The sequence below is a fragment of the Flavobacterium sp. HJSW_4 genome (assembly GCF_042436695.1).
In the GTDB taxonomy this organism is placed as follows: Bacteria; Bacteroidota; Bacteroidia; order Flavobacteriales; family Flavobacteriaceae; genus Flavobacterium.
This window is the reverse complement of sequence record NZ_JBHNPP010000021.1, coordinates 29,234-44,355: the sequence shown is the minus strand read 5'-3', so window position 1 is coordinate 44,355 and position 15,122 is coordinate 29,234. Positions and strand designations below refer to the sequence as shown.

Here is a 15,122-nt window from a genome sequence, read left to right as displayed (position 1 = left end):
CGCAGAGAACGCTTAGATTTACGCAAAGAACGCTAAGATTTTAAGAATCATTAAAATGAAAAAGTTCGCAAAACTATATCCACAAAGCTTTGCGAACTTTTTTTTAAACTCTATTTAGATTTTCAATAAAAATTTCATTGCGTTCTCTTCGGTAAAATAAAAAACAAACCCTATAACTTCTCAGCTATCGGGTTTGTCACCAAACTTAAACTTACTTAACTCAAAATAAAACTTTATAAACTAGAATCTAAAAAACTTAGAAACTCAGCATCTTAGAAACTTAGAATCTTAAAAAACTATTTTTCGATCGGAGAAAATTTCACTGCTGTTCCTCCGCCAGCTGCTAATTTGATATCTAATATCGTTTTACTATTTACTTTTTGTTTAGAGATTGTAACAGGATACGGATTTGTTTTATAATTTGCTCCTTCTCCATCTGCATAGATTTCTGCTTCGTATTCTTTGTCTTTGTCTAAGAATGAAAGCGCCACTTTTAAATCTCTTGCATTTTTATTGGTAATCGAACCTAAATACCAATTTTTCTCCTCCCAATCTTTACGGGCAATTGTGGTATATTCTCCAATTTTTGAATCTAAAACTTTGGTATCTGACCAAGTGCAAGGCACATCTTTTACAAATTGAAATTCTGGTTTTCCTTCATAGTTTTCAGGTAGGTCTGAAGCCATTTGCAACGGACTGAAAATAATTACATACAATGCCAATTGGTTTGCCAAAGTCGTCTGCACTTTTGCTCCAGAAGGAGTTTTGTAATCAAAATTGAAGTTTCCTGGCGTGTAATCAAATGGTCCAGAAAGCATTCTTGTAAAAGGCAAAGTGGTTAAATGTTCTGGTGTATTTCCTCCGTCTACAGACCATGCATTATATTCTTGCCCGCGTCCGCCTTCTTGTGACATAAAATTCGGATAAGTACGTTGTAAACCCGTTCCTTTCATTGGTTCGTGGTTATCAATCATGATATGGTATTTAGCAGCCATTTCGATTACTTTTCTGTAATGACGAGCTCCGTATTGGCTATCATGCCATTCTTTTTTATCTAAAAATTTATTTACATAACCTGTTTTAACCGAGTTCACACCCATTTTTTGATACAGTTTGAATGCATCTTCCAATTGGTTTTCGTAATTTTTGGTTGCTCCAGCTGTTTCATGATGTCCAATTAAACGAACATTTTTCATAGCTGCATATTTGGTGATTTCTTCTAAATTAAAATCTGGGTACGCTTTTACGAAACTAAATGCAGAACCGTCTGCTGTCCAGTCTCCGTCCCAACCTTCATTCCAGCCTTCGACCAACACTCCGTCAAAGCCATTTTTCGCAGCAAAATCAATGTATTCTTTTGTGTTTTTAGTTGTTGCACCATGTTTTGGCCCTTGTCCCCAAGTGTATTTTTCTAAATGCATTCCCCACCAAATTCCGATATATTTTGAAGGCGTTATCCAAGATAAATCTTCAATTTTTGATGGTTCGTTTAGATTTAGCATAATAGTAGAAGTTGCCACATCTCCTGGAGTTTTACCCACTACAATAGTTCTCCAAGGTGTTTTAAAAGGAGTTTCTGCATATACTTTTACACCATCAGCCCACGGCACTAAATCGCTTTTGTATTGTTTCTCTGTAGTTTTTAAAAGTGTCATTGAAGCAAAATCTGTTAAGTTGGCTTCGTGAATCGCTACGTACAATTTGTCTTTAGTTTCGAAAGTTGCAGGCGTATTGATCGTATCAGTTTTGCTCATTAAAGTTTTGCGATATTCACTTTCGTAATAACTGTTTTCGCGGTGAACTGGAATCCACCAAACTTCGTTATTGTCTTTAAAAGTAAATTGTGTTACTTCATTCGAAATTTTAACCTTACCTAAATGACGCTGTTTTGGAAATTCATAACGAAATCCAACTCCATCATCAAAAACTCTAAAAATGATATCAACCAAACGCTCCTCGCCTTTTGCTTCTTTTAAGTGAACAATGAGTTCGTTATGATGATCTCTTACTTTTTTGAATTCGCCCCAAGGCTGTTCCCAAGTTTCGTCTGCTGATTTTTCTTCTGTTGAAACCACTTCGAAACCGTCGGTCATTTTGGCCAAACCTTGAAATTCAAATCCCATAAGTGAAGGTTCAATAACCGATTTTCCGTTAGACGAAAAACTATATTGAGGCTGTCCAGAAGGAGTTAATTCAAAAGTTAATTCAGAAACCTTTTCCGGAGAACTGATTTTATACGTTTTTTTAGTACTGCAAGCCATAACGAGCATCGAGGCAAAAGCTATTAGACAGTATCTATATTTTCTGTTTTTCATTATTTATATTGTATTAATTACAGCTCTATTTTATTTCGCTTAATGTTTGTTTCGCTTTTGCTGGCTGCATTGAAACAAAATAATTAAACGCTTGGTCGAGTTTTTTCTGGGCTTCGACATTTCCTTTTTTCTGTACGCGTAAATCATACAATTTGCTGATATCTGGAAATACACTTTCAGTATTTTTTACTCCAGCAAAAGCTTTTATTTTTTCAATGAAAGAATAACCAAATTCAACTGTTGGCTCCATCATGGTTCCTTCTCCGAAATCATTCCATGTAATCAGCTGCAGGTAGTTGATGTTTGCATTTTTAGCTAAAGCTAAAGTTTCGTCCAATGTAGCTCCATTGTTGTGTTCAATCGTCCATCCGATTGCTGCACCGCCTCCGCCTTCAGCATAAAAATCTTTAAAACCAGGATAAGCGCTACCCATTGCAACACCCAATTTTGGTTTGGTATTGGTATAGAAATTTGTTAGATAACTATTGTCTTTATACACCCAAGCATATTCGCCAGAAGCATTTTCTCCAGCCAATGAAGAATGATCCCAAAGTGTTAGGAAAGTTGGTTTTGCTGTTAAAGTATTAAAGACATTTGTCCATTCAGCTGGGGTTTTGAGAACAATTGGTCCAAAATTCATTAATAGCGGTTTACCATTGATTTTGATATAATTAGCATCAGAAAAATAATTTTTCTCTACATAAGCCAAATCTGTTTTTGCTGCGCCAGTTACTGAAATTGCTTTTCCTGCATTAACAACATTTGTCAGAAATCGGTCTTCGTATACAATCGCATATTCCAAACCTACTTTGTCAAGCATTTCGATTAATTGATCTGTATTTTCTTTGACCATTGCATAATCGTTTACATCGTAAGTGCCGTACCAATCAATCAGTATTCCATCAATTCCGGAATATTTCATCAACAGTAAATGATTTTCGATCACATTTTTATCGCCTGAGTGATAAGGTCCAATTAGCGGATAATAGTACGATGCAATTTCTTTTCGGCCGTTTGCTCCTACGTTATTCGGATTTTTGTTTGCCATTGTCCAATGATATCCCCATTTTTTATCGGCACTGCTTTCGTTGGTTTCAAACCACGGCATGTAGTGCATATAAATTTTGGTGCTGTTGGTTTTCTCAATCGCAACAGGTTCTGTTTTTTCTGGTTCTACTGGTTTGTCTGAACCTTTGTCATCGCTGCTGCAGCCAGCAACCATCACAATGCTCATCAAACCAAAAACCAACGATGTGATATATCTTTTCATATTGAGATACTATTTTATTTATACTTAATAATTTAAACACATAGAAACATAGCTTTGGAAACTTAGAAAAAGGCGTTTCACTCACATACATACACATAGCTATGTGTGAGAAACTAGTTTCTTTCCTTCTCCTTTTTTTACACATAAAAATCTATGTTTCTATGTGTTAAATACATTTTAAGCATTGTAGATCTATTTAAATGCAATGTTTAAAAACATGTCAGCCTTCCACGACTAACCAACATGGAAGACTGACATTCTAGTAACCTAATTTGGATACCCAGGATTTTGTTTAAGGTTTTTATTTGTAGTTAAAACAGTACTTGGAATTGGGAAAATTGCTCTGTATTTCTCTGTTGTACCTTTTGACCACCATGGCTCGAAGAATGTTCCGAAACGAATGTTGTCTGTTCTTCTTCTTCCTTCGAATGTAAATTCTTTCAACAATTCTTGATCTATAAAGGCAAGGTCAATCGTTGCTGGCAATTCTTCGCCTGCACGAGACGCTACTTGCTGTACAAATGGTCTAGCTAAATCTGGCGAACCTAAACGAACGTAGCATTCTGCCTGCATCATCAAGATTTCTGAGTAACGGATTAAAACAAAATCATGATCACGTTCCCATTGTTCTCCTGCTTTCATTTCGTATTTAGACAAACGAACTCCTTCATTCTCTTTTGCATCTTCCAGACTTGTTAAGTTTTCTGTATAAGTAAGCGGTTCTCCGTTGTCCATCATAATCACAGTTCCAGTTGCAAGATTGATCTGATCGCCTTCTAGCATACATTTCTTTCTTTTGTCTGTGTCAGCAAAAGCAGAATAAACTCCTGGCTGAGCGCACATTCCGTTTGCGCTCCAAGGATAATTGTTTGGAATTGCTGAAATCGCTAATTTTTGGTTGTAATGTGCAGACATTGAGTTCATATAATTTCCAACTGTTCCTGCTTTTGAATCGTAAGGAATAGCAAAAATAATTTCAGGAGAAGTCTGATTTTCTGTCACAAAATTCGAAAAGAAATCTGGTGTCAGACTGTATCCTGTAACTTTCTGGCACATGTCGATGCAATCTTGCCAACGAGCCTGGCCAATAAATGCTTCCGAATTAAGATATAATCTAGCCAAAATAGAATATGCTACATTTCTAGTTAATTTAGAATACACTGGATTTGGATTTAAATGCGGAATAGCATCTGTCAATTCTTTTTCAACAAAATCGTAAACTTGTTTTCTTGTTGAATTGCTTGGAAGATCTGTATCTTCAAAATTGGTTACAATTGGCACATTTCCGAATAAATCTAAAAGATTGTAGTAGTAATACGCTCTAAGCGCTTTTAATTCTGCAAAAATTGGCTCTTTTGATTTTTCGCTAAGAGACGATTTATTGATCTGATAAATGATTGCGTTGATCTTAGCAATTCCAGTATAGTTGTAACGCCAAGCCGAAAGAATCATTCTGTTATCTGATTTCCAAGTATGTTTTTGAGCATCTTGATATTGTCCGCCATCGTACCAGTTTGTACCTCTTGTCGGAATTGTAGCTTCATCTGAAACTACTTCATTCAAAAAGAAAACATATTCACAAGTCGGGAAATTATTTGAGATTGCATCAGAGAATCCTCTTAACGAAGAATAAGCTCCACCTACCAGCGCATCGATTTCTTTGGATGTATTTCCGAAATTTCCATCTTCTACCTGATCATACAACTGTTCGTTCAAATCAGTACATGATACCGTAAAAAGCATGCTTAAAAGTATTGCTGCTGTTATTTTGATTTTCATTGTTAATATTTTATGGTTATCAATTCGCTTAGTTATTCAGCGTAAAATTTAATCCAACAGAAATTGTAGTTGGTCGAGGATAATTGTTGTATCTGTCAATTCCAGGAGCTGCCAAACCAGTTTGATCCATTTTTCCAGTTTGGTTTATTCCGTCCTGAGCATTTAAACCAATCTCTGGATCTACACCTTTGTAACCTGTAATTACAAATAAGTTTTCGCCCATTACATACATTCTAAACTTAGATTTTTTGTATTTCAATGGTAAAGTATAACCAAAAGTCACTGTTTGAAGTCTGAAGAAAGAAGCGTCTTCGATCCAGTAATCTGAATATTTTGGAGACGAAGTAATACCGCTGCTTAAGAAAGAATCTGGCACATTAAAAGCTGGTAATCTGTTCGGATCGTTTAACATCATATTTGTAGCATTTAAAGCCTTTTGTCCAAACATTCCGTATCCAGAAAATCCAAGATCAAAATTTCCATAAGTAAAGTTCATTCCGATACCTAAAGTCAAATCTGGCTGAATGTTTCCTAAATCTGTTTTATCAGCATCAACCAAAGCGCTTTCAGCAACTACTTGTCCTGCAGCATTGTAATATTGAATTTTTCCATCAGCATCTAAACCAGCATTTTTGAATCCCCAGAAAGTTCCAACAGGATATCCTTCAGCAATAATTTGAGAATATTGTCCAGACATACCTGCTAAACCATGAAGAGATCCGCTGTAGATAACATCTGTTTTATATGTTGGATTAGAAAGTTTCTCGATTTTCTGAACGTTATGTCCAAGTGTCAAATTCGCATTCCAGTTGAATTTATCCCCTTTAATAATGTCAGCGTTTAAAGTTAACTCTACTCCTTTATTTGACATTTCACCAACGTTAGCCAGCATTGTTCCAACTAAATAAGGTGGCTGGGGCACTTCATACGTGTATAATAAATCTTTTGTTTTCTTAGAATAATATTCAAAAGATCCTGTAATTCTATTGAAAAGTCCGAAATCAAAACCAACGTTAATTTGCTCTGTAGATTCCCATTTCAAATCAGGATTTGGATTTTGTTTTGGAGAATAAGCCAAACTCCACGTTTTAGTAACGGGATCGTAGTAACTGTCGCTTCCAACTCCTAAAATAGAAAGCGATTTGTACTCACCAATTCCGTCTTGATTTCCTGTAACTCCGTAACCAACTCTCAGTTTTAAGTTGTCTAACCAACCTTTTGAAGATTCCATAAATTCTTCGTTAGAAATTCTCCAAGCCGCAGAAGCAGATGGGAAAGTTCCCCATTTATTGTTTTCTCCAAAACGGCTAGATCCGTCACGTCTTACAGTTGCAGTCAATAAATATTTACCGTCGTAACCGTAATTTGCACGAGCATAAAAAGACACTAAATTTGATTTTCCTTTGTATGAATAAACATCAGTCAAACGATAGTTGTAACCAGCACCTAAATTATTATAACTAAATGCATCTGTAACAAAACCTCCTCTTTGTGCTCCAAAACCTTGATAGATATTTTCTAGATAAGAATATCCAGCCAAAGCGCTGATGTTATGTTTGTCTATAATTTTGCTATAATTTACATAAAGTTCTCCTTGTGCATTAGTATATTCTGCATAGGTTCTTTGTGCAAAACCGCCTTCAGTCTGCCCTTCCATAACCGCGTAAGATGGTTTGTAAGTTCCTGCTTTTACTGCATTGTGCTCTAACGAAATATTTGCTGTAGCAGTAAAATCGTTTAAGAATTTTACATCTGTTTTAAAGTAACCTAAAAGTCTATGTCTTTCGTTATCAAAAGTTCTATTTGTTAAAATCTCAACAGGATTTTGATAAAGATTTCCAACTACTGCACTGAAATTTCCTTCTGAATCATAAACTGGAATCGTGGGATTTAAGTTGTAAGCTCTTTCAAAAATTCTATAATCAATTGGATGCCATTTGTCAATGTTTGCAAATAATCCCATATCAAATTTCACTTCTTTGTTGTCTCCAAGAAATTGGTAAGCACTAACATTTCCACTTAATCTTTCTAATCCAGATTTTTTGATAACTCCTTCGTTATTTAAGTACGAAAGTGAAGTTCTAAAACCGCTATCTGCTTTTCCAGAATTGATGCTTAAAGTGTGCGATTGAGAAACTGAAGTCTGTTCGATTGCTTTCTGCCAGTTAGTATTTCCACCATAATCTACGGCATCTGCAATTTGATTTTGGCGTACATATCCTCTCCATTGATTTGCCGAAAGAAGATCTAAATTATTGTTTACATAACCAATACCTGTTTGTCCGTTATAAACAACAGAAACTCCTTTTGTACCCGATTTTGTAGTTATCATGATTACCCCGTTTGCTCCACGAGAACCATAAATTGCTGTTGCCGATGCATCTTTAAGAACGTCAACCGATTTAATATCTGAAGGCTGAACCACATTGATATCAACTCCTGCAATTCCATCCACAACAATTAACGGACTGTTGCTTGCTGTTAAAGAAGTTCCTCCACGAAGACGAATTGTAGAAGCTGCAGCTGGATCTCCAGAAGGACGAATAATACTTAATCCCGCTACTTTTCCTTGCAAAACCTGCTCTGTAGAACCAATAGTTCCTTTTAGCAATTCATCTGCTCCAACCGTAGAAATTGCTCCAGTTAAATCTGATTTTTTCACTTTTCCGTAACCTACAGAAACCACTTGTACTTCTGCCAATGCATATCCGTCATTTTGCAGGCGCACTTCGTAATTAGCCGTATTACCCGTTATCTGAACTTTTTGAGTTGTGGCTCCGATAAACGAAATTTCGATTGCACTTCCTACGGCTACCTGAAGGCTAAACTTACCATCAAAATCTGTTGTAGTTCCGTTTTTAGTTCCTACTTCAATGATAGAAGTACCTGGCAATACATTCCCAGTATTGTCATAAACAGTTCCTGATATCTTTTTCGTCTGCGCGAAAGAATTGGCAGTAAGAAAAAGCATAAAAATCATCAATACCGCTGCCTTAGCAGTCCACATTTGATGCAGGACGCTTTTTGTATTTTTACTATTCATTAGAATTGGTGTTTTAATTTAATAGTGATTATTTATCTAAAGTTTTTAGCGGAATCGTCGTATCCGAAATCGTTTTGTCTTTATTGTCTTTTACCAAAACATGGATTTCACTTAAACTTGGAATTCCATTAAGTTCTGAAACCAGATTGACAAAACCTTTAATTTCTGCAGTTCCTCCAGTAAACTCACCTGAAATTGTTTTTGGTCCAGCTGTAATCGTGTAGATTAATTTGTTTACACCTGCTTCGTTATTTTTTCTTGACATTCCAAGAAAATCTTTTTGACTGATTTGTGATGGAAAGAAAGCAAAACTTGGTGGTGGTGGCGGAATAAATTCTCCTGCATAAATAACCTGATCGCCAGAATTTGCTGTCCAATCTTTTGCTACCATTAGGAAAGTAATATTTTCCATAACAAAACCTGGTTCTGTATTGTAGTATTTCTGTGGAATCAAATCCATTCTGTAAAAACCGTTTCCAAGATCTTTCAATTTTGTCTTTTCAGATACTTCTGGAAGCCAAGCTTGGTATTCTTGTAAAACTGCCCAATCGTTTAGTCCGCTATGAAAATGAACACTTTCAACACCTGCAAAACCATCTTTCAAATTAGAATTGAATAAAATACTTACTGGTTTATCAATTAAAGGTTTTGAGGGATAAGATCTAATTAACTCATTTGCTGTATAAAACGACGAAAAATCAGTGTAAGCCATATTGGCAACTTCACTTTGTTTAGATCCATTTTTGTTTTTTAAACGAAACCAGAATCCGTCACTCGCTGCAATTTGTTCTGGAGTTTTAGAAAAATAAAGTGTCGGGGTTAAAGTAAAGCTCCAGATTTTATTTCCTTCATATTTCAGTTTTGCAAAATCTGAAGAGTTTTCCCAGTTTCCAGCATCTGGTTCAGATGGAGACCAGATCCAGATATATAAATCTTCTGTTTCAGCAAATGTCGATGCCGACATATCAAAATACCAAGTAACTTGTTCATCATATTTGTAAACAACAGGAAATGATGACATTGGTCCCACAGATCCAGCAGTTTCCTGTGCCTGAATAAAATTAGGAGCCATCAACAAGGCAAGTAAAATTGTATATATAAACTTTTTCATATTACTTTTTAATTAATAGCATTTAATTTAAACACATAAGACACGAAATCTACACCGCCAGAAGAATGCGCCAATTGAATCTGCATTTCTTTGCTTTTACCTGGAACTGAAATCAATCTAAGTTCATCTGTTTTTTGCGTTTTCTGAGCATCGCTATACAGATAAATTTTTGTTCCAACACCAGTTGTCGATTGAAACTCTGAGCTAAGTGCCCAATATCCCTTAGGAGCAAATAACGGAGGAACATCTCCCGTTACTTCATAACTTGTTGGTTTGTTGTCTCCATCTACGTTAAATTTGATTTTAAAATCTTCGTAGTTAAAGTAAGTACTCAAGTTTTCTTCGTTTGGTTCGATCTTATTTGCTTTCGCAACTTCATCAACCATTTTCAGATTTGTTAATCCCCAATTTCCATTTACTTTTTCATAAAGGGTAATTGGTTCTACGTAGCTTCCGTCATCTGTGTTATCGCATCCAATAGCAAAAAAACACATCATAAAAGCTAGCCAATAAAGACTTTTACATTTCATAAATTTTTGGTTTTCGTTAGTTTGTTATCCCCTTCAAAAGGATACAGCGAAACTAGACGTTAAATAAATCCTAAAAAAAAAATCTGAGAAAAATCAAGATCAAATTGAATGAATTAAAAACATAAAAAACTAATAGTCAATACTTTATAATTTTACTTATAAGCAAAAAATCAAGATGCTGTTTAGATAAATATTAGCTGTTTCTATATGGTAAAAATGACAATATGTAAAATAATAGGGATATTTTTTTCACTATGCATATATATAAGTAGTTTTTATTGTATAATTGCAAATAAATTACCTATTTTTAACATTTACAGCTTGTTTTCACTCCGAAAATCCCCTTTTAAAGCGATGTTATTAAACTATTTACAAGATTCCGCAAAAACAGATTTAGCTTAATCTCAAACTTATTCTTAATTTTAAATCGAATTAACTAACTATATCAACCAACCCACCTTTTCCCTAAACCAAAACAAAATCATGCGAATAATATTGATGCTGCTTTTCTTCTTAGTAGGCTTTTCTCTTACTGCGAAAGAGACAAATCCTTATTTAGAAGAATTAGATCAGGCTCTCTTGAAAAAAGAGGTTTACCTGAAACAGAAATATCGAAAAATAGAAGCTTTAAAGAAAAATGTATCCAAGTTTACGCTCAATCAAAATAATGAAGAGCTCTACAATTGCTATATGTCTTTATTTGATGAATACAAATCGTTTAAATACGATTCGGCATATTATTATTTAGATGAAGCAAAAATCAAGGCAAAAGCTTTAAAAAATCCGAAGTATTTAGCTAAAAGTCGAATAAAAGAAGGTTTTGTTCTGCTTTCTTCTGGACTTTTTAAAGAAGCAATTGATACTTTAAATGTGATTGATGAAAGCAAATTGGATATCAAAAATGGATTTGAATACTATAGCATCAAAGCGCGTGCTTATTACGATTTAGCCGATTATAGTAGCGATAAACGGTTTAATATTCATTACATACAGCAGGGAAATTATTTTCTGAAAAAAGCATTACAATTAATCGAAACGAATACAAATGAATATTGGGCAGCAGAAAGTTTAAAACGCTTGAAACAGCAAGATTGGCGCGGTGCTGAATTTGCTTTCAGTTATTGGATTAACAACTACAAGCTGCCTCCAGATTATTATGGAATCGCAACTTCGAGCCTTGGTTATATTTATTCAGAGCGAGGTTACACAAAAAAAGCCATTCAATATTTGGCGCTTGCCGCAATTGCCGATGTTAAAAATGCAACTAAAGAAACCGTTGCGCTTCGAAATTTAGCCAACGAACTCTTTAAAATGGGATATTTGGATAAAGCCAACGAATACATAAACATCGCAATGGACGACGCAACTTTTTACAATGCAAGGCATCGAAAGATTGAAATTTCGTCGATTCTTCCTATTATCGAAAAAGCGCAACTGAATAATGTAAAAGATAAAAATGACAAACTGGAGAAGATCATTATTCTATTGACGATTCTTACGGTTATTATTTTCGTTTTCCTCGGAATCATTTTCAAACAATTGAAAGAGAAAAATAAAGCCCGAAAAATCATGGCCGATTCGTACTTGCAATTACAAGAAATGAATGTGAGTTTAAGCGAAGCCAATGCGATTAAAGAAGAATATATTACGTATTTTATAAAAGCAACTTCGGCTTTCATTAATAAAATAGATCATATTCAGAAAAGCACGTTGCATAAAATCATCACTAAAAAAACAGATGAAGTTATTGCGAGTTTAAAGCGATATAATGTAAAGGAAGAAAGAGAAAATCTTTTCCATCAGTTTGATGAAATCTTCTTGAAACTGTTTCCAACATTTGTAACGGATTTCAATAATTTATTCCCAAATGATCATAAATGCATTGTCAAAAAAGGCGAACTTTTGAATACGGAATTGCGAATTTTTGCTTTGTACAGATTAGGAATTCAAGACAGCAGTCAAATGGCCGAATTTCTTGAACTTTCTGTAGCTACAATCTACACGTACAAAACCAGAATTAAAAGCAAATCTGATTTTAAAGATACTTTTGAGCAGAAGATTATGGAGATTAAAACCATTTAATTTTTTTTTAGCCACGAATTCACGAATTTTATTCAAAATTATACGTGAAATTTATGCGCAATAATTACACGAATTGATAAAAAAAAGAAAATTCGTGAATTCGTGGCTATTTTTTAATCAGCACTTTCCAATTGCAAAATTGTATTCTGATAAATTTTACTCAACGAAAACAACTGCTCCACAAAAATCATAATTGCGATTGGAACAAAGAAAAATATTAGCAAATCTTCTTCGTATAAAAAATAAGTCGAAATCAAGGCGAGACGAGCATATTCTAAATAGTAAATCCATTTGCGCTGTTCTAATAAAGCACCGCAATTGATTAAGGTTATAATGACTAGCGAAAGCACAAATATCTTGTCATAGCTTTCTAAATAATCGAAATAATAAGTAAAAACGGTTAAAATTAACGTACAGATTCCCAACTGTATATAAAGGTAATTTTTAAATCTAAGTCGTTGATTTGGAGCCGCTTTATCTTGTAGAAAACGCTTTTCTAAAATCGGACGAATATCTTGATCCATATCGGCTGGGCTTCCGAAAATGGCATTCCATCTTGCTTTGAATCCGCTGGAGCGTTTCCATAATTCGTAGATTTCGAAGTAATAATGAAAATGCTGCCACAAGAAACTATAGCTTTTTAGCGGATGTGTTAATCCGTATTTTGGTTTTTCTTCTTCAGTTTGGAAAGTTCCAAAAAGACGATCCCAAAAAGTGAACATATCACCGTAATTTTTATCTAGATATTTTTCGTCAGAAGCATGATGAACTCCGTGAACAGAAGGCGTTACAAAAACATATTCCAGCCATTTTATTTTCCCAATAAGCTGTGTATGTGTAAAGAAAGAATAAGCACCATGAACAATCAGCATTGTAATGACCATTGTAGGATGAAAACCAACAAAAGGCAAAATACACCAAAATCCTGTTCGAATAATTGCTTGAAAGGTTGTAATTCTGACTGCAGCCGTAAAATTAAATTCTTCGCTATGATGATGTACAATATGCGCTGCCCAGAAAAAATTGACTTCATGTCCTAAACGATGATACCAATACCAAACAAAATCGGTTGCAAGGATTAATGCAAACCAAACTAAAGCATTACTTGGAATATCAAATATTCTATAATCGTCATAAATCAAATAATACAATTGGTAAAAACTCGCCGCAACAAATAAGTTAATCAAACGCTCTGCAATTCCGATGGAAATATTGGAAACAGAACTTTCATAATTAAAAATTTCAGGCCTTTTTCTGCGTTGAGCAAGCTTATATTCTAAAAATAAAAAAAGAAAAAAGGCCGGCATGGCAAATGCTAGAAAATTGATGTTTTTCATTTTGTATGATACTTTTCGATTCTAAAAAATTATATATTGAGTCATTTAATTTTAACACATAGAGACATAGATTTTTATTTGCTTCCGCTTGAGATTATAAAAAAAGCAAGCTTCAACACATAGCTATGTGTATTGAAATTAGTGAAACGCCTTTTCTAGACTTGCAATCCCGATAGCCATCGGGAATGTTTCTATGTGTTAGAATCACCTAACGGTTTAAAAATTATATTTAAAAGCTCAAACGAAAAAGACACTTCCATCAATTACGTTCTTTTGCGAGAGACAAAAAACGTAATCAACGAAAATGATCTTTTACGAAGTAAACCTGATTTTTAATTCTGCTTAAATAAAGGAGCTTCCAAAGCAACTTCTTTAACCGACTGTGTTTCGGCTACTTTTTTCAAAGCAATAATATAAGCCGCAATACGAGGCGTTACATCGTGTTTTACTGCAACTCTAAAAACAGTATCAAAACCTTTCTCTAAAATATCTTCCAGACGTTTGTTAATCTGGTGAATTCTCCAAGACTCCAAAAGTGAGTTCTGAAGCCATTCGAAATAAGAAACGGTAACACCGCCTGCATTGGCTAAAATATCAGGAACAACTAATATATTTTTATCATGTAAAATCTGATCTGCATCTGAAGAAACTGGGCCATTTGCCGCTTCAATAATAATTCTTGCCTGAATATCTTTTGCGTTTTTCTGTGTAATCACATCTTCTTTCGCAGCTGGAATCAAGACATCAACATCTAAAAGCAATAAATCTTCGTGTTTAATTGCAACCGAATTTGGATAGCCTTTTATAGTTTTGTTATTCAAATTATAGTACAAAATCAACTCTGGAATATTAATTCCATTTGGATTATAAAAAGCTTCTGAAACATCACTTACAGCAACAATTTTCACTCCTTTTTCGTGCAGAAATAAAGCAGAATGTAATCCGACATTTCCAAATCCTTGAATGGCTGCCGTAGCTCTCGCAGGTCTGATTTTTAGTTTTTGAAGTGCTAAAAGTGTAATAATGCTAACTCCTCTTCCTGTCGCTTCTACTCTACCCAAAGATCCTCCAGAATGAAGATGTTTTCCTGTTACAACGGCATGAATTGGTCTTCCGTGCAATAACGAAAATTCATCCATCAGCCAGTCCATTTCATCTGGACCAGTTCCCATATCTGGAGCGGGAACATCTTTTTCTGGTCCGAAAATATCGGCTAAAGCTTTGGTGTAAGCTCTTGTAATTTTTTCTAATTCTGTTTTAGAATGCTTTCTTGGGTCGCAAATAATGCCGCCTTTTGCACCACCAAAGGGAATTCCAGTTACAGCAGATTTCCAGGTCATCCAGGCGGCAAGTGCTTTTACTTCATCAATATTTACAGCAGTATCGTAACGAATTCCGCCTTTTGAAGGTCCTAAAGCTGTGTTGTGAATTACGCGGTAACCTTCGAAATTCTGAACGTTTCCATTATCTAAAGTAATAGAAAAGTTAACTGTAATTTGTTTTTCTGGGCGTTGCAATTTCTGTCTGATAGAATCATCTAAATTCAAAATATCTGCAGCGATATTAAAACGATCAATCATCGATTGAAACGGATTATGTTTTATAATTTCTGAGCTCATAGTATATAGTTTTTTGGTTTGGGTTATCTTTTTATG

At 34.6% G+C, this 15,122-nt stretch carries 9 protein-coding genes; 1 reads left to right on the top strand and 8 read right to left on the bottom strand.

Going from position 1 to position 15,122, the window contains the following annotated elements; all coding sequences use genetic code 11:
* Window positions 1-296: 296 nt before the first annotated feature.
* The 6 genes from ACE01P_RS17940 to ACE01P_RS17915 form a co-directional block, all read right to left on the bottom strand.
* Complete coding sequence (locus ACE01P_RS17940) at window positions 297-2,315, bottom strand: glycoside hydrolase family 97 protein (RefSeq protein WP_379700261.1); 2,019 nt, start codon at window positions 2,313-2,315, stop codon at window positions 297-299.
* A 25-nt stretch (window positions 2,316-2,340) separates the two neighbouring features.
* A complete protein-coding gene (locus ACE01P_RS17935) occupies window positions 2,341-3,585 on the bottom strand; it encodes a glycoside hydrolase family 71/99-like protein (protein WP_379700259.1) in 1,245 nt (414 codons plus the stop codon).
* 267 nt (window positions 3,586-3,852) lie between these two features.
* Window positions 3,853-5,364, bottom strand: coding sequence for a RagB/SusD family nutrient uptake outer membrane protein (locus tag ACE01P_RS17930; protein ID WP_379700258.1), 1,512 nt, complete (start codon window positions 5,362-5,364; stop codon window positions 3,853-3,855).
* Window positions 5,365-5,392: 28 nt separating this feature from the next.
* Window positions 5,393-8,407 carry a SusC/RagA family TonB-linked outer membrane protein gene (locus ACE01P_RS17925; RefSeq protein ID WP_379700257.1) on the bottom strand — a complete coding sequence of 1,005 codons (3,015 nt, stop codon included), beginning with the start codon at window positions 8,405-8,407 and terminating at the stop codon, window positions 5,393-5,395.
* Between the two features lie 28 nt (window positions 8,408-8,435).
* Window positions 8,436-9,518, bottom strand: a complete 1,083-nt coding sequence (locus ACE01P_RS17920; protein WP_379700256.1) for a hypothetical protein — start codon at window positions 9,516-9,518, stop codon at window positions 8,436-8,438.
* An 8-nt stretch (window positions 9,519-9,526) separates the two neighbouring features.
* Window positions 9,527-10,048, bottom strand: coding sequence for a DUF5004 domain-containing protein (locus ACE01P_RS17915; RefSeq protein ID WP_379700254.1), 522 nt, complete (start codon window positions 10,046-10,048; stop codon window positions 9,527-9,529).
* A gap of 483 nt (window positions 10,049-10,531) precedes the next feature.
* Between ACE01P_RS17915 and ACE01P_RS17910 the strand changes: the two genes are divergently transcribed.
* Entirely contained in the window at window positions 10,532-12,130 is a 1,599-nt protein-coding gene (locus tag ACE01P_RS17910; protein ID WP_379700253.1) for a DUF6377 domain-containing protein, read from the top strand.
* Between the two features lie 113 nt (window positions 12,131-12,243).
* On the opposite strand, the gene ACE01P_RS17905 is transcribed toward ACE01P_RS17910, so the two are convergent.
* Both ACE01P_RS17905 and ACE01P_RS17900 read right to left on the bottom strand, forming a co-directional pair.
* Window positions 12,244-13,467 carry a sterol desaturase family protein gene (locus tag ACE01P_RS17905; protein WP_379700251.1) on the bottom strand — a complete coding sequence of 408 codons (1,224 nt, stop codon included), beginning with the start codon at window positions 13,465-13,467 and terminating at the stop codon, window positions 12,244-12,246.
* Window positions 13,468-13,799: 332 nt separating this feature from the next.
* Window positions 13,800-15,086 carry a Glu/Leu/Phe/Val dehydrogenase gene (locus ACE01P_RS17900; protein ID WP_379700249.1) on the bottom strand — a complete coding sequence of 429 codons (1,287 nt, stop codon included), beginning with the start codon at window positions 15,084-15,086 and terminating at the stop codon, window positions 13,800-13,802.
* Between the last annotated feature and the right edge of the window lie 36 nt (window positions 15,087-15,122).